The following is a 20,866-nucleotide window of genomic DNA, read 5'->3' on the forward strand; positions in this document are numbered from 1 at the left end:
CCGTGGCGAAATTGTGTTTAACTGTGACTGGCAAGTTTTTTGCTTTCCCAATTCGTTTATACTGCTGGAACGAGTGTAACCGATGAAAAAACAATGTTGAAAGCTTTTGACGAAAACCTGACCCGCCGCTCGATGGAGCTCGCCCGCGAGACCCTTGAGATCGAAGGCGACGCGATTCGCGCGCTGCACCAGCGCCTGGCCACCGACGACAGCGTCGGCCATGCGGTCGGCCTGCTGCTGGCCTGCACCGGCCGCGTGGTGGTGTCGGGAATCGGCAAATCGGGCCACATCGGCCGCAAGATCGCCGCCACCCTGGCCTCGACCGGCACGCCGGCGATGTTCGTGCATCCGGCCGAAGCGGCCCACGGCGACCTGGGCATGGTCACGCCGCAGGACGCCTTCATCGCCATTTCCTACTCGGGCGAAGCGGCCGAACTGATGGCGATCCTGCCGATCGTCAAGCGCATGGGCGCGCCCCTGATCTCGATGACCGGCAAGCCCAATTCGAGCCTGGCGCAGCTGGCCGACGTCCACCTCGACATCTCGGTGGCCAAGGAAGCCTGCCCGATGAACCTGGCGCCGACTGCCAGCACCACCGTCACGCTGGCGCTGGGCGACGCGCTGGCCGTCGCGCTGCTCGACGCGCGCGGCTTCAAGGAGGAAGATTTCGCCCGCTCGCATCCGGGCGGCGCGCTGGGCCGGCGCCTGCTGACCCACGTGCGCGACGTGATGCGCAGCGGCGACGACGTGCCAAAAGTGAGCGCCGACGCGCTGCTGCCGGCCGCGCTGCTCGAAATCACCCAGAAGGGCATGGGCATGACCGCCATCGTGGACGATGCCGGCCGCCCGGTCGGGGTGTTCACCGACGGCGACCTGCGCCGCATGATCGAGAAGGTCCAGGACTTCACCAAGATCACCATGCGCGACGTGATGCACGCCAACCCGCGCCGCATCCATCCGGAGCAGCTGGCGGTCGACGCGGTGGCGATCATGGAAGAATTCCGCATCAACCAGATGCTGGTGGTGGACGCCGACGACAAGCTGGTGGGCGCGCTGCACATCCACGACCTGACCCGCGCCAAGGTGATCTGATGACCGATACCACGCTCGACCACATCCGCCGCGCCGCCGCCATCAAGGTCTTGATCCTCGACGTCGACGGCGTGCTGACCGACGGCAGCCTGACCTACGGCGAGCACGGCGAAGTGACCAAGACCTTCAATGTGCTCGACGGCCTGGGCATCGAACTGCTGCAAAAGACCGGCGTGCAGGTCGCCATCATCAGCGCGCGCAAGTCGCCGGTGGTGATCCGGCGCGCGGCCGACCTGAAGATCATGCACGTCTACCAGGGCACGCACGACAAGCGCGTGGCCTTTGCCGACCTGCTCGACACCACCGGCTTCACGGCGGAGCAGTGCGGCTACATCGGCGACGACGTGATCGATCTGCCGCTGCTGCGCAAGGTCGGCTTCGCCGTCACCGTCCCGAGCGGCCATCCCGAAGTGCAGCACCGGGCCCATTACGTCACCCGTGCGCCGGGCGGGCGCGGCGCCGTGCGCGAGGTGTGCGACATGGTGATGCGCGCGCAGGGCAACTACGACGCGGCGCTGGCGCCGTACTTCGCCTGACGATGAGCCGGGCCACCCACAAGCGCACCGCGCATCGCTGGCAGGTCGGCGGCCTGATCGCCGCCGGACTGGTGTTCGCGCTGGGCAGCTTCTGGCTGGTCCAGGTGATCAATGGCGGCGACGTCGCCACGTCGTCCGACCCGCTCAAGAGCGAGCCTGACTACATCGTCGAGAAGTTCAGCTTCGTGCGCATGACGCCGGCCGGCAAGCCGGGCTACATCATTTCCGGCGACAAGCTGACTCACCGTCCCAGCGACGACACCTTCGACATCGTCGCGCCGGTGGTGTTGAACATCGGCTCGGAGAAGCCGCCGATGACAATGCATGCGAAGACCGCGCATGTCGATCAGGATAAGAACCTGGTCGACCTGGCGGGCGATGTCGACATCCGCCGCCCGCAGCAGGGCGCAATGCAGGCGATGTCGCTCAAGACCGACGCCTTGACCGTGTTCCCGGACGAGGACCGGATGGAAACCGCGCAGCCATTCCAGCTCGTGATTGGCACGACAAACCTCGCCGGCGTGGGCATGAAGGCCAACAACGCCACCGGCCGGCTCGACGTGCACAACCGGGTTCAGCTCAATTTTCCGCCGCGCGCACGCTGACGCGGACCAGGCAAGAAGAAACAGGGAGCAAAGATGAAGAAGATTTTGTTGGCAATCGCGGTAGGCATGCTGGCCGGCGGCGCCGCCCTGGCCGAGCGCGCCGATTCGCTCAAGCCGATCAACGTGAAGGCCGATACCGGCACGGCCGACATGGTCAAGCAGGGCGGCACGTTCGAAGGCAACGTGGTGCTCACCCGCGGCACGGTGGTCATGAAGGGCGACAAGCTGAAACTCACCGAAGACCCGGAAGGCTACAATTTCGCCACGCTGACGGCGGCGCCGGGCGCGCTCGCGACGTTCCGCCAGAAGCGTGACGGCGGCGCCGACCTGTGGGTCGAGGGCGAGGCCGAACGCATCGACTACGACAACAAGACCGACATCATCAAGCTGTCCGGCCGCGCAAGGGTGACCAACCTGGAGGGCAGCCGCGTGACCGACCGCGCCGAAGGGCCTTTCCTTTCCTACGACAGTCGCAAGGAGCAGTTCGCGGCGATCAACACCCCTTCCGGCCAGAGCAAGGTTGGCGGCGGCCGCGTGGAGTTCACCTTCGACCATCCCAAGCGTCCGGCGCCCGCCACGCCTGCCCCAGGAAAGCAATGATGGAGACAAAATCCTGCGGTAACACCCTGATCGTGCGCGGCCTGCAAAAGAGCTACGGCAAGCGGCTGGTGGTGCGCGACGTTTCGCTGCAGGTCGAATGCGGCGAAGTGGTCGGCCTGCTCGGCCCGAACGGCGCCGGCAAGACCACCTCGTTCTACATGATCGTCGGCCTGGTGCCGTCGGACGCCGGCTCGATCGACATCTCCGGCGTCGACATCTCCAGCCTGCCGATCCACCGCCGCGCGGTGCTGGGCCTGTCCTACCTGCCGCAGGAAGCCTCGGTATTCCGCAAGCTGACGGTGGAGGACAACATCCGCGCCGTGCTGGAGCTGCAGAAGGTGGACGGCAAGGCGCTGACCAAGGACCAGATCAACGAGCGTCTCGATACGCTGCTGGCCGACCTGCAGATCGAGAAGCTGCGCGAGAACCAGGCGATGTCGCTGTCGGGCGGCGAGCGGCGCCGCGTCGAGATCGCGCGCGCGCTGGCCACCAATCCGCGCTTCGTGCTGCTCGACGAGCCGTTCGCCGGCGTCGATCCGATCGCCGTGATCGAGATCCAGCGCATCGTGCGCTTCCTAAAGGAGCGCGGCATCGGCGTGCTCATTACCGACCATAACGTGCGCGAGACGCTCGGCATCTGCGATCGCGCGTATATTATCAACCAGGGTGCGGTGCTCGCTTCGGGCCGTCCTGACGATATCATCGCGGACGAATCGGTGCGGCGCGTGTACCTGGGCGAACATTTCCGGATGTAAGCCATGAAACAGTCACTGCAACTACGGACTTCCCAACACCTCGCGCTCACGCCGCAGCTGCAGCAGTCGATCCGTCTGCTGCAGTTGTCCACGCTCGAGCTGCACCAGGAACTGACCCAGCTGCTGTCCGATAATCCGCTGCTCGAACGGCTCGACGACCCGCTCGACAACTCGGTGCGCCTGCTGGCCGATGGCGCAATCGGCGCTCCCGCCACGCCGGGCGAGGCCGCGCCGGCCCCGGGCGCGCAGGACGCGCCGCCAGGCGAGGGCAGCGGCGACGCGCCCGCCGCCGGTGAAGGCGAGGGCGGCGGCGAGGGAGAATCCCCGGAGGCGGCCGGCGGCGACAGCGAGGACTGGGGCGAGGCGGGCCGCAACAAGACGCCCGACGACGAGGATTCGCGCCCGCAGATCGAAGCGTCGGCCACCACCTTGCGCGACCATTTGATGGAGCAGATGCGCCTGGCGATGCTCGACACGCGCGACCGCGCGCTGGTCGAACTGATGATCGACGCGCTCGACGACAACGGCTACCTGACCGAAACGCTCGAAGAGATCCTCGAGCGCCTGCCGCCCGAGCTCGAGATCGACATCGACGAACTCAAGACCGCGCTGTCGCTGCTGCAAAGCTTCGACCCGGTCGGCGTGGGCGCCCGCAACGCGTCCGAATGCCTGGCGCTGCAGATCCGCCGCATGCCCCACGTGCCGCTGGTGACGCGGCGCATGGCGCTCGACATCGTCTGCAAGCACCTCGCGTGGTTCGCCCAGCGCGACTTCAACAAGCTGAAAAAAGCCCTCGACTGCGACGACGAGGACCTGCGCGAGGCGCAGGCCGTGATTCGCCAGTGCAATCCGCATCCGGGCGCCGCGTTCGGCTCCGGCGCCTCCGACTACGTGGTGCCGGACGTGATCGTGCGGCGCTCGAAGAACGGCTGGACCGTGTCGCTGAACCAGGATGTGATGCCGCGCCTTCGCGTCAACAGCATGTACGCCAACCTGCTCAAGAACGGCAAGGGCGAGGGCCAGCTGGGCGCCCAGCTGCAGGAGGCGAAGTGGCTGATCAAGAATATGCGCCAGCGCTTCGACACGATCTTGCGCGTGGCCGAGGCGATTGTTGAGCGGCAACGGAACTTTTTCTCGCACGGCGCGGTTGCCATGCGTCCACTTGTGCTGCGCGAAATTGCTGATACACTGGGACTACACGAGAGTACGATATCTCGTGTGACAACCCAGAAATACATGCTTACACCGCATGGTATGTTTGAGTTGAAATACTTTTTTGGGAGCCACGTCGCCACCGAAGCAGGAGGGGAAGCATCCTCCACGGCGATACGGGCACTCATCGTGCAACTCACAGGAGCCGAAGACCCTAAAAACCCTTTATCAGACAGTAAGATCGCAGACATGCTGGGGGAACAGGGGATGGTCATTGCACGACGCACGGTGGCCAAATACCGTGAAGCGCTCAAGATCCCGCCCGTCGCCCTCCGCAAAAGTTTGTAGATCGACCTCACACTGTCCCTCTGCGCTTATGACGCACGAACAGCTAGCGACATCATCAAAGGAGTGTGTATGAATCTCACAATCAGTGGACATCATCTCGAAGTGACCCCAGCCATCCGTGAATACGTACAGAACAAACTGGAGCGAGTGAAGCGCCATTTCGATCAAGTGATCGATATCGCCGTGATCCTCACCGTCGATAATCTGACTGAAAAAGAAAAACGGCAAAAAGCCGAAATCAACCTAAGGCTGCCGGGTAAAACCGTGAACGTCGCCAGCCTGTCGTCCGACCTGTACGCGGCCATCGACGCCCTGATCGACAAGCTCGATCGCCAGGTCATGAAATACAAATCCCAAGTGCAGGAGCACAACCACCAGGCCATCAAGCACTTGCAGGAGCCTGAGCTCCCCGCCGCCGCATAAGGCAGGCATCACCTGAAAGCGAGGGCGCCGTCGGCGCCCTTTTCATTTGCGCGGTCGGATAAAATACGCTTTTTCCGTCTTCGACAGCCACCATGACCGACTTCGTCAAAACCCGCATCGCCAACCGCACCGGCATCATCACCCTGGACCGTCCGCGCACGCTCAACTCGCTGTCGCTGGAGATGATCCGCGCGCTGTCCGACGTGCTGCTGGCATGGCGCGACGATCCCGCGGTGGACGCCGTGGTCCTGCGCAGCAGCACCGACAAGGCGCTGTGCGCCGGCGGCGACATCCGCTACTTCCACGACGTCGGCACCCTGCCGACCACCGGCGGCAGCGCCTCGCTGGAAGACTTCTTCACCGAAGAGTACACGCTCAACCACCTGATCCACTTCTACCCAAAGCTGTACGTGGCGTTGATGGACGGCGTGGTGATGGGCGGCGGCCTTGGCATCTCCGAAGCGGGCCCGGACACCGGCCTGCGCGTGGTTACCGATGGCACCAAGCTGGCTATGCCCGAGGTGAACATCGGCCTGTTCCCGGATGTCGGCGGCAGCTACTTTCTGGCGCGCGCGCCGGGCAAGCTTGGCCTTTACCTCGGCCTGACGGGCCTGACGGTGCGCGCCGCCGATGCGCTGTACGCGGGCCTGGCCGACACCTTCGTGCCGCAGGCCCAGATGCCCGCGCTGGCCCAACTGATCGAAGATACGCCGGGCAGCGAACTGCGCGCGGCGATCACGCAATTTGCCGCGCCGTTCTCGGCCGGCCCGAGCGTGCTCGAAGCGGAGCGCGCGTCGATCGACCACCATTTCGGCGAGTCGACCGTCGAAGCGATCATGGCGTCGCTGGAGAAGGACGAAGGCGTGTTCGCGCAGAAGGCGCTGGCCGCAATGAAGAAGCGCTCGCCGCTGCTGATGCGCGTGACGATCGAGCTGCTGCGCCGCGGCGCCGCCATGAGCCTGGCCGATTGCCTGCGCCTCGAGCGCATCCTGGTGCGGCGCAATTTCGAGCACGGCGAAGTACTCGAAGGGATTCGCGCGCTGGTGATCGACAAGGACAACGAGCCGAAATGGAATCCGCCGACGCTGGCGGAGGTGACCGACGAGATGGTCGCGCAGTTCTTCAACTCGCCGTGGCCGGAGCGGGCGCACCCGCTGCGCGACCTGGGGAATTAAGACTGTTCGCGGTGGCGCAGCACGACGCGCTCGGTGGGGCTGAAGTAGGCGGCGAGCCGTTCGGCCATGTACACCGAGCGGTGCTGGCCGCCGGTGCAGCCGAGGGCCACGGTCAGGTAGCTGCGGTTATCGGTCTTGAATGAGGGCAGCCACTTCTCGATGAAGGCGCGAATGTCCTCCAGCAGGTCGGCCGCGCTGGGCTGGGCGTCGAGGAAGGCGATCACCGGCGCGTCCATGCCGGTGAGCGGGCGGAGCGTGATGTCGTAGTAGGGATTGGGCAGCGCGCGCACGTCGAACACGAAGTCCGCGTCGAGCGGCACGCCGAGCTTGAAGGCGAACGATTCGAAGAACAGCGTCAGCGGCGCGCGTTCGATCTCCACCAGTTCCTTGATCCAGGCGCGCAGCTTGTTGGCCGAGAGCTCCGATGTGTCGATCACGTGGCCCAGCTGCTCGATCGCCGACAGGCGCTCGCGCTCTTCCAGGATGCATTCGATCAACGTACGGCGCGCGGCCGGATTGGCGTGCGGGCGCAGCTCGTGCGACAGCGGATGGCTGCGGCGCGTTTCGGAAAAGCGCGCCACCAGCGAATGCGTGTTCGCGGTCAGGAACATCACCTTCACGTCGTGGCCCTGGTCCTTGAGCATGCGCACGTTGGCGGGCAGGTCCACCAGCGACTCGGCGCTGCGCGCATCGACCGCGACGGCCAGGCTTTCGGTGCCTTCGTTATGCAAGGTGTCGACCAGCTGGGGCAGCAGGGCGGGCGGCAGATTGTCGACGCAGTAGTAGCCGCCGTCTTCGAGGACGTTGAGGGCCACGGACTTGCCGGAGCCGGAGATGCCAGTGATAAGTACGATGCGCATGTATCGATGATACCGCAAGCTGCGCTTTGGGGTCAGGTCCGCGGGAACGACGGGGACGCCTAGTCGCCGTCTTTCAGTCATCGGCGCCTGCGTGATCCCTGTTTCAGTCGCCGTGCCGAGACCGAAATTCTTGCTGGATTTCCGATGGAAGAACTGAGTAGTCGTCGCCGTTTCCGTACCAACGCAATGAGGTCCGATTTTCCGCGCGGGTGAAAAAGCCCGCCCACAATCGCAGCTTCTCCATGTCCACTACCACCATAGCGTGTTCCGATGGACAGTCGTGGGGCTTGCACTTGTTAATTACCAAGAAATTTCCCATCTGGGTGACGGGAGTCTCCACATGGTAGCCATCCAGCAGCTTGCGTTCGTTGGCGGGCACGACGCTGTTGAAGATCTTGTTGATGGGTGCAGCCGCCAGGATGCTCACGCGCTTTTTGTTCACCGTAGTGGTCGGGTATTTCCCGACCCATGAGGATAAGGATTCTGCGTTCCAGCCGGCTGGATCATTGGCGAAGCAGGCGCCGGCCGAAGCGAACATCAGGACTGACAGGGCGAGGAATCGTCTCATGGCCATTTCTCACTGGTGGATCGTATGAAGACAGACTTGTCGTCAAAACTACGTCCGCGACAAAAACGGGGTCAGGTCCGTGTTTTGTAGGGAGACATGGGTAACACTTTGTCGGGGGACATAGGTAACACTTTTATCATCATCGTACTTTCCAATAAATGTGGAGCGTACGATGCCTTGGATGGAGTGTTCTCAGATGTCCTCACGGCTTGAATTTGTGCGGTTGGCCCAAGCTCACGACGCCAATATCTCAGCGCTTTGTACGGCGTTCGGCATAAGCAGGAAGACTGGCTACAAATGGCTGCAGCGCCATGAATTAGGCGGCGTCGATGGTTTGGCAAACCGTTCACGCCGTCCTTCCAACTCGCCAGGGCGAAGCAGCAGAGATGTTGAAGCGACGATCGTCGACCTGCATCGTGCGTATCCTTGCTGGGGGGCGCGTAAACTGAAGGCGCTTCTGCCAGACGGGTTTCCCGACCTTCACCACTCCACGATTGATTCCATCCTTCGGCGCAATGGCTGCGAGTTGGTCCCTTTGACCAACCCTGGCAAGCTTGCGTTGAGCAGGTTTGAACACGAAGCGCCGAACCTGCTTTGGCAAATGGACTTCAAAGGTCATTTCCCGCTCACTGACGCTGCTGCCAGACGCTGTCACCCGTTGACCGTTCTCGACGACCATTCGCGCTTTAATATCTGCCTGATCGCCTGTTCCGCAGAGTCTGGCGAGCAGGTACAGACTGCCTTGATCCAGGCATTCAGGAAGTATGGCTTACCTCAGCGGATCACCTGCGATAACGGTCCGCCGTGGGGAACTGCCGGACGCGGGACTGTGTCGGCCCTGGAGGCGTGGATGATACGACTCGGTGTTCGCGTCGGCCACAGCACGCCATACCATCCGCAAACGCAAGGCAAGGACGAGCGGTTTCACCGCACCTTAAAGCGCGAATTGTTGGAGCGCTACGGGTTCAACTCGATTGAGCTTTGCCAAGCCAGTTTTGATCGCTGGCGCGACGAGTACAACCTTATTCGGCCCCACCAAGCCTTAGGGCAATGTCCCCCCGTTTCCCGGTATTCGGTCAGCGGCCGCGCCTATCCGGAGTCATTGCCCACGATTGAGTACGAACCCGAAGACGAGGTGCGCATGGTGCGGCGCACCGGCCGGATCAAATACAACAGCGACGAACACTTTATCGGCGAGGGATTGAAAGGACAGCCCGTGGCGGTGCGTCAGTCCGCTATTGATGGAGTCATGGACGTCTTCTACTGCAGCCAGAAAATTCGCACGCTCGACCTTCGAAAAACCGCCTAAAATCGGACTTCGTGTGTAACCCATGTCCCCCGACAAAGTGTTACCCATGTCCCCCGGCCATACAGTCCGCAGGACCAGACCCCAGACTTCGTTATGCGCCGGGAGGACGGCCGGGGGCTGGTCCCGCAGGGCGACGCGGACGCCGAATCCCCATTCTTAGTCGCCCGACATCGCCTGGCGCTGGCGCTCCATGAATTCCTGCAGCGTGTCGATACCGCGCAGCTGCAGGATCGTGTTGCGCACCGCGGCCTCCAGCAGCACCGCGATGTTGCGGCCGGCCGCCACGGGAATGACGACCTTGCGCACCGGCAGTCCCAGCACTTCCTCTGTCGGGAACATGAACGGCAGGCGCTCGACTTCTTCTTCCAGCGCGCTGCGCCGCACCAGGTGCACGATCAGCTTCAGGCGCATCTTGCGCCGCACCGCGGTCTCGCCGAAGATCGCCTTGATGTCGAGCAGGCCCAGTCCGCGCACTTCAAGCAGGTTTTGCAGCAGCGCCGGGCAGCGTCCCTCGATCATGTTTGGCGCGATGCGCGAGAACTCCACCGCGTCGTCGGCCACCAGGCCGTGGCTGCGCGAGATCAGCTCCAAACCCAGCTCGCTTTTGCCCAGGCCCGAGTCGCCGGTAATCAGCACGCCCACGCCCAGCACGTCCATGAACACGCCATGCATGATGATCCGCTGCGCCAGTTTCTTCGACAGGTAGACGCGCAGGTAGTCGATCACTTGCGCGGCCGGCAGCGGCGTGGAGAACAGCGGGATGTTTTGTTCGTCGCAGATGGCGAGGATATCGGGCGGAGTGTCGAGCCCCTGCGCGATGATCAGCGCCGGCGGGCCGCCCGCAATCAGCTCGCCGATGACGTGGCTGCGCGAACTCGATTTGAGGCGGTGGTAGTAGGTGAGTTCCTGGTGTCCGAACACCTGGATGCGGCCGGGGTGGATCAGGTTCAGGTGGCCGACCTGGTCGGCCGCCGACGCCACATCGCCCGAAATGAGCCGCTCGCCGCCGGGGAAGCCGGCGAACCAGCCAAGCTGCAGGCTTTCGCGGTTGTCGTCGTACAGCCGTTGGATCGTCAGCGGGGTTTGCAGCATGAACGGGTCTTCTGAAAAGTGAAGGGCGGCACGCGCCCGGCACCGGAAGTTTAACCCAAGGCTTGCAGGCTAGGTTGCCAATTGACGATGCGCGAATGCACCGATTTCGGGTCGGGATCGGTCGCCAGCGCGGTGCGGATGGCGTCGTCGGAAAACATCTCGGCGATCTCGGACAGGATCTCCAGGTGCTGCTGGGTCACGTGGTCCGGGATCAGCAGGAAAAACAGCAGGTTGACGGGCAGGCCGTCGGGCGACTCGAACGGGATCGGCTCGGCCAGGCGCACGAACGCGGCCAGCGGGGACTTGAGGCTCTTGCTGCCCTTGATGCGCCCGTGCGGCACGGCGACGCCATGGCCCAGGCCGGTGGAGCCCAGACGCTCCCGGGCGAACAGGTTGTCCGACACGGTCGAGCGGGCGATGCCGCAGTTGTTCTCGAAAATCAGGCCTGCCTGCTCGAAAGCGCGCTTCTTGCTGGACACTTCGAGATCGAGCAACACGTTCTCGAGAGATAAAATTTTGCTAAGGTTCGTCATATGACACAATGATGGTGCGACGCACAAAGGTGCTTGAGAGCCAGAATTATAGGCCTGTTTCCCGGCCGTGGCTTGCGAATTCTGGCCCCGCAACTGTTCAACAACACGGGGTGCGCCCCTTGATCACGCTATTCCTGTTGTGGTAATAACGTCAACACGGGCGGTTGGTATCGTTGAGTTGTATCAATCGCTCATTGACGCGCGTTACGCAGGTTGGGCGGGCGCCCACTGGTAAAGTTGGTGCGCCAGGGGTTAATATCAAGACCGCCCCGGCGGGTATAGCGGGCGTACACCGCCAGTTTCTGCGGTTTGCAGGCGCGCATGATGTCGACGAAGATGCGCTCGACACATTGTTCGTGAAACTCGTTGTGCTCGCGGAAGCCGATCAAGTAGCGCAGCAGGCCTTCCTGGTCGATCTGCGGGCCGATGTAATGAATCTGTACGCTGGCCCAGTCCGGCTGGCCGGTGACCAGGCAGTTCGACTTGAGCAGGTGCGACACCAGCTTCTCTTCGACCGGCGCCTCGTCGTGACTGGCCGACAGCAGCGACGGCATCGGCGAATACTGGTCCACTTCGATGTCGAGGCGGTCCAGCAGCAGGCCGTCGAGTTCGCCCATCTTCAGCGTCTCGAATTGTTCCGGCAAGGTCAGCGTGACCTGGACCGGTGCGCCGAAGCCGGCCGACAGATCCTCGCGCAGCAAGGCCAGCAGCGCTTCCTCGTTGGCCAGGCGAGTCTGGTTGAACGAATTTAAATACAGCTTGAACGACTTCGACTCGATGATATTCGGCGTGTCGGCCGGCGCCGTGATGGTTGCGATCGCCACCTGCGGCTTGCCGCGCATGTTCAGCCACGAAATTTCGTAGGCATTCCAGATATCGACACCGAAGAAGGGCAGGGTGCCGTTCAGCTGCAGTTCGTCGCGCTTGCCCTGGCGCGGAATCGGGAACAACAGGTCGGGTGCGTATTGCGTCTGGTAGGCGGAGGTTTTGCCGAGGGGCGATTGGTCTGCAGTAGTCATTGATCTAGGGGGCTGACCCCTCAGTTATAGGAATAGCTTGTACACGGGATTGGCGCTTTCATCCCAGTAACGATAGCCCAGCGTATTGAGAAATTCGCGGAACTCGCCCATTTCATCGGGCGGCACCTGCAGGCCCACCAAAATGCGGCCGACGTCGCCGCCCTGGTTGCGATAGTGGAACAGCGAAATATTCCAGTTCGGCGCCATGCTGTCGAGGAAGCGCATTAGCGCGCCCGGCCGCTCGGGAAACTCGAAACGATACAGCAGCTCGTCATGCGCCAGCGCGCTCTTGCCGCCGACCAGGTGGCGGATGTGCAGCTTGGCCAGCTCGTCGTGCGTCAGGTCGAGCGTGTGGAAATCGTGCGCCTCGAACGAGCGCGCCAGCACGCCCGACTCGCCGCGGTTGGCGATCTGGATGCCGACGAACACATGCGCCTCGCGCTCGCCGCTGATGCGGTAATTGAATTCGGTGACGTTGCGCGGCCCGACCAGCTGGCAGAAGCGCTTGAAGCTGCCGCGCTGCTCGGGGATCGTCACGGCGAACACCGCCTCGCGCGACTCGCCCAGTTCGGCGCGCTCGGCGACGAAGCGCAGGCGGTCGAAGTTCATGTTGGCGCCGCCCGCCACCGCAATCAGGGTCTCGCCCTTGACCGGGTTGCGGCTCAGCGCCGAACGCTCGACATAAGCCTTAGCCCCTGCCACCGCCAGCGCGCCGGCCGGCTCGAGGATGCTGCGCGTGTCCTGGAACACGTCCTTGATCGCCGCGCAGATCGCGTCGGTGTCGACGATGATGATCTCGTCGACCACCTTCTGCGCGATGCGGAAGGTCTCTTCGCCGACCAGGCGCACCGCGGTGCCGTCGGAGAACAAGCCAACGTCGGGGAGGGTGACACGCTCGCCCGATTTGAGGCTGCGCGCCATCGCGTCCGAGTCCAGCGTCTGCACGCCGATCACCTTGATGTCGGGCCGCACCTCCTTGACGTAGGCGCCGATGCCTGCGACCAGCCCGCCGCCGCCGATCGCGACAAAGATCGCGTGGATCGGCCCGGAGTGCTGGCGCAGGATCTCCATGCCGATGGTGCCCTGGCCGGCGATCACGTCGGGGTCGTCGAACGGGTGCACGAAGGTCAGTTTCTGCTCTTTTTCCAGCGTGATCGCGTGATTGTGGGCGTCGGTGTACGAGTCCCCGTGCAGCACGATCTCCACGTTCGGCCCGCCGCGCGCGCGCACCGCGTCGATCTTCACCGGCGGGGTGGTGGTCGGCATCACGATCAGCGCGCGCCCGCCCAGGCGGCTGGCGGCGAGCGCCACGCCCTGCGCGTGGTTGCCGGCCGAGGCGCAGATCACGCCGCGCTTTAACTGCGCCGGCGACAGGTTGGCCATCTTGTTGTATGCGCCGCGCACCTTGAAGCTGAACACGCCCTGCATGTCCTCGCGCTTGAAATAGATCTGGTTGTCGAAGCGCTCGGACAGCGTCGGCGCCAGCTCGAGCGGCGTTTCATCGGCCACGTCGTAGACGCGCGAGGTCAGGATTTTTTTCAGGTAGTCGATAGTCATAGTCTGCGGACAAAAAGTTGTTGGCGAATGCGTGACTGTTCTTATCGGCGGATGACCGAGGCGTGCAGTGCGAAAGCCGGCCGCGGGTAGCGGGCTGGGCGTATCGTGTCGTTGCGATGGGTTTTCCTCATTATAATGGACGACTCGCGCCGCCGCTTCCCATACCTCTTAATGATCGAATCCGCCGTCATCTGGCTGCTCAAGCTTATCGCCGCCCCGGCCGTGGGCCTGACTTCGATCTTCATCATCAGCTTCGTCTCCGCCACCCTGGTGCCGCTCGGCTCGGAGCCGGCGGTGTTCGCCGTCGTCAAGGCCAACGGCGCGATGTTCTGGCCGGCGATTCTGGTCGGCACCGTCGGCAACACGCTGGGCGGGGCGCTCGACTACTTCATCGGCTACCGCGCCAAGGTGGCGTTCGCCAAGGAGCGCGAGTCGCGCTGGTTCGCCTGGCTGGGGCGCTACGGCCCGAAGACCATGCTGCTGTCGTGGATGCCCGGCATCGGCGATCCGCTGTGCACCATGGCCGGCTGGCTGCACATGCCGTTTTGGCCCAGCGTCATCTACATGGCGATCGGCAAATTCGTCCGCTACGTCAGCATGACCGCGCTGCTGCTGTACGTGCCCGACGGCTTCTGGAAGCAGATCGCGCACATGCTGGGATAGCAGGCGCCAGCGTCAATCCCTGGGTCAGGTACGGCGGACCTGACCCGAGCCCTTGGGCCGCGGCGCGCAAATTACTTGACTGCTCAAGTATCCAGAATGGCAAGGCCGCCAGCGTGGTGCAGCGCAATAAGCTAGAATGGTTTTCCACTGGGTCAGCCACAAAGTCCACCACTACATGAACGCCCCCGTCCCCCTCCAGGCGCTGCTGTCCGATACGCCGAACGGTCCCGCACCGACCCGGCTGCGCGAAATCCCCTATAACTACACCTCGTTTTCCGACCGCGAAATCGTGATCCGCCTGCTGGGCGAGTCGTCCTGGCGGCTGCTCGACGAGCTGCGCGGCTCGCGCCAGACCGGCCGCTCCGCGCGCATGCTGTACGAGGTGCTGGGCGACATCTGGGTGGTGCGGCGCAACCCGTACCTGCAGGACGACATGCTGGACAACCCGAAGCGGCGCCAGGAGCTGATCGACGCGCTGCACCACCGGCTGGCCGAAGTGGACAAGCGCCGCCTGGCCATTGACGACGAGGGCGGCGACCCGGACATCGCGCGCACCCGCAGCGCCAACGTCGAACTGCTGCTGGCCGCGGCGCGCAAGGCGGTGGACGACTTCGGCGCCGAATTTCGCGCCACGTACGACCTGCGCAAGCGCGCCGTCAAGGTGCTGGGCCGCTACACCGACAAGCAGAACATCCGCTTCGACGGCATCAAGCGCGTCTCGCACGTCACCGACGCCACCGACTGGCGCGTCGAATACCCCTTCGTCGTGCTCACCCCCGACACCGAAGACGAAATGGCCGGCCTGGTCACCGGCTGCATCGAGCTTGGCCTGACCATCATCCCGCGCGGCGGCGGCACCGGCTACACCGGCGGCGCCATTCCATTGACGCCGATGTCGGCCGTGATCAATACCGAAAAGCTCATCGACCTCGGCCCGGTCGAGATGACGCGCCTGCCCGGCGTGGACCGCGACTACGCGACCATCTACTCGGGCGCCGGCGTCGTCACCAAGCGCGTCTCGGACGCCGCCGACCGCGCCGGCTTCGTGTTCGCCGTCGATCCGACGTCGGCCGAAGCGTCCTGTATCGGCGGGAACATCGCCATGAACGCCGGCGGCAAGAAGGCCGTCCTGTGGGGCACGGCGCTCGACAACCTGGCGTCGTGGAAGATGGTCGATCCGAACGGCGACTGGCTCGAAGTGACACGCATGGACCACAACCTGTCGAAGATCCACGACGCGCCGGTGGCCACTTTCAAGCTCGAATGGACGCACCCGAACGTGCGCGGCGAATCGAAGGACGCGCCGTTCAGGACCGAAACGCTGACCATCGAAGGCCGCAAGTTCCGCAAGGAGGGCCTGGGCAAGGACGTCACCGACAAGTTCCTCTCCGGCCTGCCGGGCATCCAGAAGGAAGGCTGCGACGGCCTGATCACTTCGGCGCGCTGGATCCTGCACAAGATGCCGCAGCACGCGCGTACCGTCTGCCTTGAATTCTTCGGCCAGGCGCGCGACGCGATTCCGTCGATCGTCGAAATCAAGGACTACCTTGACGGCCTGCCGGCAAAGGGCGCGCAGTTCGCCACCGTGCGCCTGGCCGGCCTCGAACACCTCGACGAGCGCTACCTGCGCGCGGTCGGCTACGCCACCAAGTCGAAGCGCGCGGTGCTGCCGAAGATGGCGCTGTTCGGCGACATCGTCGGCGATGACGAAAACGCCGTGGCGCTGGCCGCCTCCGAAGTGGTGCGCATCGCGAACACCCGCGTAGGCGAAGGCTTCGTCGCCGTCAGCCCGGAAGCGCGCAAGAAGTTCTGGCTCGACCGCGCCCGCACCGCGGCCATCGCCAAGCACACCAACGCCTTCAAGATCAATGAGGACGTCGTCATCCCGCTGAACCGGATGGGCGAGTACACCGACGGCATCGAGCGCATCAACATCGAGCTGTCGATCAGGAACAAGCTGCAGCTTGTGGAGAAGCTGCGCGCCTGGCTCGCCGGTGGCAACCTCCCGGTCGGCAAGAGCGATGACGCCACCGGCGAAGCGATCGGCGCCGACGAAATGCTGGGCGACCGCGTGCAGCAGGCCGATGAAGTGATGGCCGAAGCCGAAGCGCGCTGGCGCTGGCTGCTGGACAACCTGGACCAGCCGCTGGCCGATGCGAAGGAGCAGATGTACCAGCTCGGCCTGCAAAAGCTGGACGCCATGTTCGAAGCGCGCCTGGCCGAACAGCCCGACGCCACCGTGTTCGACATGGTGCAGGACCGCACCATCCGCGTCTCGTGGAAGAATGAAATCCGCGCGCAGGTACGCCAGATCTTCAACGGCGCCGCGTTCAAGGCGATCCTCGACGAGCTGTCGGCGATCCACGCCAAGGTGCTGCGCTCGCGCGTGTTCGTCGCGCTGCACATGCACGCCGGCGACGGCAACGTGCACACCAACCTGCCGGTGAACTCGGACGACTACGCGATGCTGCAGGACGCGCACCAGGCGGTCGGCCGCATCATGACGCTGGCGCGCTCGCTCGATGGCGTCATCTCGGGCGAGCACGGCATCGGCATCACCAAGCTCGAATTCCTGCACGAAGACGAGATCAGCGAGTTCCGCGACTACAAGCTGCGCATCGATCCGGAAGGGCGCTTCAACAAGGGCAAGCTGCTCAACCTCGAAGGCCTGGGCGCCGACCTGCGCAACGCGTACACGCCGTCGTTCGGGCTGATGGGCCACGAATCGCTGATCATGCAGCAAAGCGATATCGGCGACATCGCCAACAGCGTGAAGGACTGTCTGCGCTGCGGGAAGTGCAAGCCGGTGTGCACCACCCACGTGCCGCGCGCGAACCTGCTGTATTCGCCGCGCGACAAGATCCTCGCCACCTCGCTGCTGGTCGAAGCCTTCCTGTACGAAGAACAGACCCGCCGCGGCGTCTCGATCAAGCACTGGGAAGAGTTCGAGGACGTGGCCGACCACTGCACGGTGTGCCACAAGTGCGTTACGCCGTGCCCGGTCAACATCGACTTCGGCGACGTCTCGATGAACATGCGTAACCTGCTGCGCAAGATGGGCAAGAAGAGCTTCAAGCCGGCCAATGCGGCCGCGATGTTCTTCCTGAACGCGACCGACCCGACCACCATCAATGCCACGCGCATGGCGATGACCGGCATCGGCTTCAAGGCCCAGCGGCTCGGCAACACGCTGCTGCGCAAGTTCGCGCACAAGCAGGTGGTGGCGCCGCCGCCGTCGACCGGAAAGCCACCCGTGCGCGAGCAGGTGATCCACTTCATCAACAAGAAAATGCCGGGCAACCTGCCGAAGAAAACGGCGCGCGCGCTGCTCGATATCGAGGACGACAAGATCATCCCGATCATTCGCAATCCGAAGCAGACCACGGCCGACACCGAAGCGGTGTTTTACTTCCCCGGCTGCGGCTCGGAGCGATTGTTCTCGCAAGTCGGCCTGGCCACGCAAGCGATGCTGTGGGAAGTGGGCGTGCAGACCGTGCTGCCGCCGGGCTACCTGTGCTGCGGATATCCGCAGCGCGGCTCCGGCCAGTACGACAAGGCCGACAAGATGATGACCGATAACCGCGTGCTGTTCCACCGCATGGCCAACACGCTCAACTACCTCGACATCAAGACGGTGCTCGTTTCGTGCGGCACCTGCTACGACCAGCTGGCGACCTACGAGTTCGACAAGATCTTCCCTGGCTGCCGCATCATGGACATCCACGAGTATTTGCTGGAGAAGGGCGTGAAGCTCGAAGGCGTCAACGGCACGCGCTACATGTACCACGAGCCTTGCCACAATCCGATGAAGCTGCAGGATTCGGTGAAGACCGTGAACGCGCTGGTTGCCACAAGCGACAACGTGAAGATCGAAAAGAACGACCGCTGCTGCGGCGAATCCGGCACCTTCGGCATTTCGCGGCCGGATATTGCCACGCAGGTGCGCTACCGCAAGCAGGACGAGATGGAGAAGGGCGCCGCCAAGCTGCGCGCCGACGGCTTCGACGGCGAGGTCAAGATCCTCACCAGCTGCCCGTCGTGCCTGCAGGGCCTGACCCGCTACAATCACGATGCCGGCGCCACCGCCGACTACATCGTCGTCGAAATCGCCAAGCATCTGCTGGGCGAGAACTGGCTGCCCGACTACGTCGCGCGCGCCAACAACGGCGGCATCGAAAGGGTACTGGTATGAGTTGTGAGCTGTGCGAACTGAAGGCCGACGTCGTCTGGAGCGATGCGAAGATGTCGGTGATCCTGGTGGACGACGCCGCCTATCCTGGTTTGGTGCGCGTGATCTGGAAGGACCACGTGAAAGAGATGAGCGATCTTGTCGACGCCGACCGGCTGGCCGTCAACGACGCCGTTTGGCGCGTCGAACTGGCCGTGCGCGCGGCGATGGCGCCGCACAAGGTCAACGTCGCCAGCCTTGGCAACGTGGTGCCGCATTTGCACTGGCACGTGATTCCGCGCTACGCTGACGACGCGCACTTCCCGGGCCCCGTGTGGTGCGCGGCGGTGCGCCGGACCGAAGAAGATATCCTGGCGGCGCGGCGTGCGCTGCTGCCCAACCTGCGTGCGGAGATCGTCCGCCGAATGAATGAAAGATAAGATGGCCACTACCCCGATCCCGACCGCGCTGACGGTTCACCAGAAGTCCCGCGTGCTGGATATCTCGTTCGACGACGGCGCGTCGTTCTCGCTGCCGTTCGAATATCTGCGCGTGTACTCGCCGTCGGCCGAGGTGCGCGGGCATGGCGCGGGACAGGAAGTACTCCAGCTGGGCAAGCGCGAAGTGGGCGTGACCGCGCTCGAGCCGGTGGGGAATTACGCGGTCAAGCCGACGTTCTCCGATGGGCATGACACGGGGTTGTACACCTTCGAGTACCTGTACAAACTGGGCGCCGAGCAGGGCGCGTTGTGGACCGATTACATGCAGCGCCTGAACGACGCCGGGTTTGCCGGCGACACCGGCCGCGAGCCGGGCGCCGCGATTGCAGGGGCGCCCACAAAAGCCAAGAGCTGCGGCCACAACCACTAGCCTCAAGACCGTCATTCCTGCGGAGGCAGGAATCCATGCTGAGCGTGAACAGCTGGCTCAGTATGGGTTCCTGCCTTCGCAGGAAGTCGGTTCCGCCAGTGGCGGGAACGACAAGCTGGTTACTTCTTCTCCGCCAGCTCGATCGTCTTCAGCGTTGCCTGCGCCTGCTCGCGCCACGGCCCGCCCAGCGCAATCGCCTGCTCCGCCGCCTTGCGCGCTTCCGGCAGCCGGCCCAGCTCCGTCAGCACCACCGCCAGGTTATTCAGCGCCGCCGCATTCTTCGGATCGCGTTCGGTCGCGCGCCGGAACGCATCGGCGGCACCAGCGCGATCTCCAGCCTGATACGCGGTATTCCCCAACCCGATCAGCAGTGCCGCATTCCCCGGCCAGCGCTGCGCCGCCGCTTCATATGTCTTGCGCGCCTTGCCAGTCTTCTCGAACGCCACCAGCGCATCGAGCACGATCGCTTCATCGGTGGTGACGGGCAGCCGTCCCGGCGCCAGCGCCACCATCCCCCAGTATTTGCTGCGCGCCCAGGTATGCTCGAAGGTCGACATCGACATCACCAGCCGCTGGGTCGTCCCCGAGCGCAGGATGATGTCGCCGCGCGCCAGGTCGTAGCCGATCACCACCGCGTAGTGCCAGCGCGGGAAAATGGGCAAGCTCAGATTTTGCAGGATCACGACCGGATTGCCGGCCGCGACTTCGGCCAGCAGCGCGTCCATGCGCGGCGCGATGGTGACGCCGAATGCGCCGTTGCGGCGCGCCGCCGCCAGCATCTCCACCTGCAAACTGCCTTCGCGCTGCGGCAGGTAGACCTGCGGAACCAGCGCGTCGGGCTGCACGTCGAAGCCAGCCGCGCCGAGCGCCATCGCCAGCGCGGCGGGACCGCACTGGTAGCGTTCCTGCGCAAAGAATGGCGTCGCCGTCAGTTCGGCCGGCGGCGCCACCTGCGCATGCGACGACCGCAGCGCGCTCGTCTGCGGCGCGGCGCAACCGGTCAACAGGGCGGCGGCCAGGACGGCCGCGATCGAAATGCGGTTAATGGCGTACCGACCGGGTGAACGGGAATACCTTGGTCAGGCCAAGGATGTCGGTCACCAGCAGCACCACGAAGATGAAGATCAGCGCGCCGACAATGTCGCTGCCGCCGGCGGGCAGGGTGTCGATCTGCTGCGCGACGGACACCGCTTCGGCGTCGCTCAGCGCAGCGGTGCGCGCCTGCGCTTCCTCCGCGCTGATGCCGTACTTGCCCAGCGCGGCCAGCACTTCGGCCCGTTGCAGCGCTGCCGCCACCTTTACGCGCGCCTGCTGCGCGGCGCCGGCGGCGACGACCTGCTCGGTGCTGATCAGCGCGGCCTGGGCCGACTGCGTAATGCCGAGGAAGACTAGCGATGAAATAATGACGTTAACGAACAGGTTCCTGAAACGGCGGTTCATGCTGGTCTCCTTGAAGATGTTTTGGAAAATGCCAGCTTATCGGAGATTTAATTTCCGGGTCGCATTCGTCAATGCGACCGTGGGCTGATAACAACGATTTC

The 20,866-nt window shown here is 64.0% G+C and carries 21 protein-coding genes; 13 read left to right on the top strand and 8 right to left on the bottom strand.

Going from position 1 to position 20,866, the window contains the following annotated elements:
- Positions 1-93: 93 nt before the first annotated feature.
- The 8 genes from Q4S45_RS22945 (at position 94) to Q4S45_RS22980 (ending at position 6,686) form a co-directional block, all read left to right on the top strand.
- Positions 94-1,092, top strand: a complete 999-nt coding sequence (locus Q4S45_RS22945; protein ID WP_305507903.1) for an SIS domain-containing protein — start codon at positions 94-96, stop codon at positions 1,090-1,092.
- Complete coding sequence (locus tag Q4S45_RS22950; RefSeq protein ID WP_305507905.1) at positions 1,092-1,628, top strand: HAD family hydrolase; 537 nt, start codon at positions 1,092-1,094, stop codon at positions 1,626-1,628. The genes Q4S45_RS22945 and Q4S45_RS22950 overlap by 1 nt, the downstream gene beginning before the upstream one ends.
- Before the next feature lie 2 nt (positions 1,629-1,630).
- Positions 1,631-2,233, top strand: coding sequence for an LPS export ABC transporter periplasmic protein LptC (lptC, locus tag Q4S45_RS22955; protein WP_305507907.1), 603 nt, complete (start codon positions 1,631-1,633; stop codon positions 2,231-2,233).
- 33 nt (positions 2,234-2,266) lie between these two features.
- Positions 2,267-2,833: a lipopolysaccharide transport periplasmic protein LptA gene (gene lptA, locus Q4S45_RS22960; protein ID WP_305507909.1), complete on the top strand. Its 567-nt coding sequence runs from the start codon at positions 2,267-2,269 to the stop codon at positions 2,831-2,833.
- Positions 2,830-3,588 carry an LPS export ABC transporter ATP-binding protein gene (gene lptB, locus Q4S45_RS22965; RefSeq protein ID WP_374046068.1) on the top strand — a complete coding sequence of 253 codons (759 nt, stop codon included), beginning with the start codon at positions 2,830-2,832 and terminating at the stop codon, positions 3,586-3,588. The genes lptA and lptB overlap by 4 nt, the downstream gene beginning before the upstream one ends.
- Positions 3,589-3,591: 3 nt before the next feature.
- Positions 3,592-5,088, top strand: coding sequence for an RNA polymerase factor sigma-54 (locus Q4S45_RS22970; RefSeq protein ID WP_305507911.1), 1,497 nt, complete (start codon positions 3,592-3,594; stop codon positions 5,086-5,088).
- Between the two features lie 69 nt (positions 5,089-5,157).
- The gene (gene hpf / locus Q4S45_RS22975) at positions 5,158-5,511 is read left to right on the top strand and encodes a ribosome hibernation-promoting factor, HPF/YfiA family (protein WP_305507913.1); all 354 of its coding nucleotides are present in this window, start codon (positions 5,158-5,160) and stop codon (positions 5,509-5,511) included.
- Between the two features lie 92 nt (positions 5,512-5,603).
- Entirely contained in the window at positions 5,604-6,686 is a 1,083-nt protein-coding gene (locus Q4S45_RS22980) for an enoyl-CoA hydratase/isomerase family protein (protein WP_305507915.1), read from the top strand.
- On the opposite strand, the gene rapZ is transcribed toward Q4S45_RS22980, so the two are convergent.
- Both rapZ and Q4S45_RS22990 read right to left on the bottom strand, forming a co-directional pair.
- On the bottom strand, positions 6,683-7,546 hold the full coding sequence (rapZ, locus tag Q4S45_RS22985) for an RNase adapter RapZ (protein WP_305507917.1): 864 nt from the start codon (positions 7,544-7,546) through the stop codon (positions 6,683-6,685). The genes Q4S45_RS22980 and rapZ overlap by 4 nt on opposite strands.
- A gap of 103 nt (positions 7,547-7,649) precedes the next feature.
- Positions 7,650-8,114, bottom strand: coding sequence for an Ivy family c-type lysozyme inhibitor (locus tag Q4S45_RS22990; RefSeq protein WP_305507919.1), 465 nt, complete (start codon positions 8,112-8,114; stop codon positions 7,650-7,652).
- 172 nt (positions 8,115-8,286) lie between these two features.
- Between Q4S45_RS22990 and Q4S45_RS22995 the strand changes: the two genes are divergently transcribed.
- Complete coding sequence (locus tag Q4S45_RS22995; RefSeq protein ID WP_305507920.1) at positions 8,287-9,423, top strand: IS481 family transposase; 1,137 nt, start codon at positions 8,287-8,289, stop codon at positions 9,421-9,423.
- A gap of 156 nt (positions 9,424-9,579) precedes the next feature.
- Here Q4S45_RS22995 and hprK read toward each other — a convergent pair whose 3' ends face one another.
- The 4 genes from hprK to ilvA form a co-directional block, all read right to left on the bottom strand.
- A complete protein-coding gene (gene hprK, locus Q4S45_RS23000; RefSeq protein WP_305507922.1) occupies positions 9,580-10,515 on the bottom strand; it encodes an HPr(Ser) kinase/phosphatase in 936 nt (311 codons plus the stop codon).
- Between the two features lie 50 nt (positions 10,516-10,565).
- Positions 10,566-11,048, bottom strand: a complete 483-nt coding sequence (locus Q4S45_RS23005; RefSeq protein ID WP_305507924.1) for a PTS sugar transporter subunit IIA — start codon at positions 11,046-11,048, stop codon at positions 10,566-10,568.
- Positions 11,049-11,239: 191 nt separating this feature from the next.
- Positions 11,240-12,067 (bottom strand): NADPH-dependent 7-cyano-7-deazaguanine reductase QueF, encoded by an 828-nt coding sequence (queF, locus tag Q4S45_RS23010; RefSeq protein WP_305507926.1) that lies wholly within the window; start codon positions 12,065-12,067, stop codon positions 11,240-11,242.
- 24 nt (positions 12,068-12,091) lie between these two features.
- Positions 12,092-13,624 (bottom strand): threonine ammonia-lyase, biosynthetic, encoded by a 1,533-nt coding sequence (gene ilvA / locus Q4S45_RS23015; protein WP_305507927.1) that lies wholly within the window; start codon positions 13,622-13,624, stop codon positions 12,092-12,094.
- Between the two features lie 171 nt (positions 13,625-13,795).
- On the opposite strand from ilvA, the gene Q4S45_RS23020 reads away from it, so the two are divergent.
- The 4 genes from Q4S45_RS23020 to Q4S45_RS23035 all read left to right on the top strand — a co-directional run bounded on the left by Q4S45_RS23020 (position 13,796) and on the right by Q4S45_RS23035 (position 19,325).
- The gene (locus tag Q4S45_RS23020) at positions 13,796-14,287 is read left to right on the top strand and encodes a YqaA family protein (protein WP_305507929.1); all 492 of its coding nucleotides are present in this window, start codon (positions 13,796-13,798) and stop codon (positions 14,285-14,287) included.
- 175 nt (positions 14,288-14,462) lie between these two features.
- Positions 14,463-18,479, top strand: coding sequence for an FAD/FMN-binding oxidoreductase (locus Q4S45_RS23025; protein ID WP_305512182.1), 4,017 nt, complete (start codon positions 14,463-14,465; stop codon positions 18,477-18,479).
- Positions 18,476-18,895 (top strand): HIT family protein, encoded by a 420-nt coding sequence (locus Q4S45_RS23030; protein WP_305507930.1) that lies wholly within the window; start codon positions 18,476-18,478, stop codon positions 18,893-18,895. Before Q4S45_RS23025 ends, Q4S45_RS23030 begins: the two co-directional genes overlap by 4 nt.
- Position 18,896: 1 nt before the next feature.
- Complete coding sequence (locus Q4S45_RS23035; RefSeq protein ID WP_305507932.1) at positions 18,897-19,325, top strand: DUF971 domain-containing protein; 429 nt, start codon at positions 18,897-18,899, stop codon at positions 19,323-19,325.
- Positions 19,326-19,444: 119 nt separating this feature from the next.
- Here the strand turns inward: Q4S45_RS23035 and Q4S45_RS23040 are convergent, their stop codons facing one another.
- Complete coding sequence (locus Q4S45_RS23040; RefSeq protein WP_305507934.1) at positions 19,445-20,329, bottom strand: PA2778 family cysteine peptidase; 885 nt, start codon at positions 20,327-20,329, stop codon at positions 19,445-19,447.
- A 37-nt stretch (positions 20,330-20,366) separates the two neighbouring features.
- Entirely contained in the window at positions 20,367-20,765 is a 399-nt protein-coding gene (locus tag Q4S45_RS23045; protein ID WP_305507936.1) for a PA2779 family protein, read from the bottom strand.
- Between the last annotated feature and the right edge of the window lie 101 nt (positions 20,766-20,866).

This window comes from Massilia sp. R2A-15 (assembly GCF_030704305.1).
Lineage (GTDB): Bacteria > Pseudomonadota > Gammaproteobacteria > Burkholderiales > Burkholderiaceae_D > JAFCUW01.

Excerpts from the sequence above, each read along its gene's own strand:
- Q4S45_RS22945 (WP_305507903.1), top strand. The coding sequence starts at position 94 with ATGTTGAAAGCTTTTGACGAAAACCTGACCCGCCGCTCGATGGAGCTC.
- Q4S45_RS22950 (WP_305507905.1), top strand. The coding sequence starts at position 1,092 with ATGACCGATACCACGCTCGACCACATCCGCCGCGCCGCCGCCATCAAG.
- lptC (WP_305507907.1), top strand. The coding sequence starts at position 1,631 with ATGAGCCGGGCCACCCACAAGCGCACCGCGCATCGCTGGCAGGTCGGC.
- lptA (WP_305507909.1), top strand. The coding sequence starts at position 2,267 with ATGAAGAAGATTTTGTTGGCAATCGCGGTAGGCATGCTGGCCGGCGGC.
- lptB (WP_374046068.1), top strand. The coding sequence starts at position 2,830 with ATGATGGAGACAAAATCCTGCGGTAACACCCTGATCGTGCGCGGCCTG.
- Q4S45_RS22970 (WP_305507911.1), top strand. The coding sequence starts at position 3,592 with ATGAAACAGTCACTGCAACTACGGACTTCCCAACACCTCGCGCTCACG.
- hpf (WP_305507913.1), top strand. The coding sequence starts at position 5,158 with ATGAATCTCACAATCAGTGGACATCATCTCGAAGTGACCCCAGCCATC.
- Q4S45_RS22980 (WP_305507915.1), top strand. The coding sequence starts at position 5,604 with ATGACCGACTTCGTCAAAACCCGCATCGCCAACCGCACCGGCATCATC.
- rapZ (WP_305507917.1), bottom strand. The coding sequence starts at position 7,546 with ATGCGCATCGTACTTATCACTGGCATCTCCGGCTCCGGCAAGTCCGTG.
- Q4S45_RS22990 (WP_305507919.1), bottom strand. The coding sequence starts at position 8,114 with ATGAGACGATTCCTCGCCCTGTCAGTCCTGATGTTCGCTTCGGCCGGC.
- Q4S45_RS22995 (WP_305507920.1), top strand. The coding sequence starts at position 8,287 with ATGCCTTGGATGGAGTGTTCTCAGATGTCCTCACGGCTTGAATTTGTG.
- hprK (WP_305507922.1), bottom strand. The coding sequence starts at position 10,515 with ATGCTGCAAACCCCGCTGACGATCCAACGGCTGTACGACGACAACCGC.
- Q4S45_RS23005 (WP_305507924.1), bottom strand. The coding sequence starts at position 11,048 with ATGACGAACCTTAGCAAAATTTTATCTCTCGAGAACGTGTTGCTCGAT.
- queF (WP_305507926.1), bottom strand. The coding sequence starts at position 12,067 with ATGACTACTGCAGACCAATCGCCCCTCGGCAAAACCTCCGCCTACCAG.
- ilvA (WP_305507927.1), bottom strand. The coding sequence starts at position 13,624 with ATGACTATCGACTACCTGAAAAAAATCCTGACCTCGCGCGTCTACGAC.
- Q4S45_RS23020 (WP_305507929.1), top strand. The coding sequence starts at position 13,796 with ATGATCGAATCCGCCGTCATCTGGCTGCTCAAGCTTATCGCCGCCCCG.
- Q4S45_RS23025 (WP_305512182.1), top strand. The coding sequence starts at position 14,463 with ATGAACGCCCCCGTCCCCCTCCAGGCGCTGCTGTCCGATACGCCGAAC.
- Q4S45_RS23030 (WP_305507930.1), top strand. The coding sequence starts at position 18,476 with ATGAGTTGTGAGCTGTGCGAACTGAAGGCCGACGTCGTCTGGAGCGAT.
- Q4S45_RS23035 (WP_305507932.1), top strand. The coding sequence starts at position 18,897 with ATGGCCACTACCCCGATCCCGACCGCGCTGACGGTTCACCAGAAGTCC.
- Q4S45_RS23045 (WP_305507936.1), bottom strand. The coding sequence starts at position 20,765 with ATGAACCGCCGTTTCAGGAACCTGTTCGTTAACGTCATTATTTCATCG.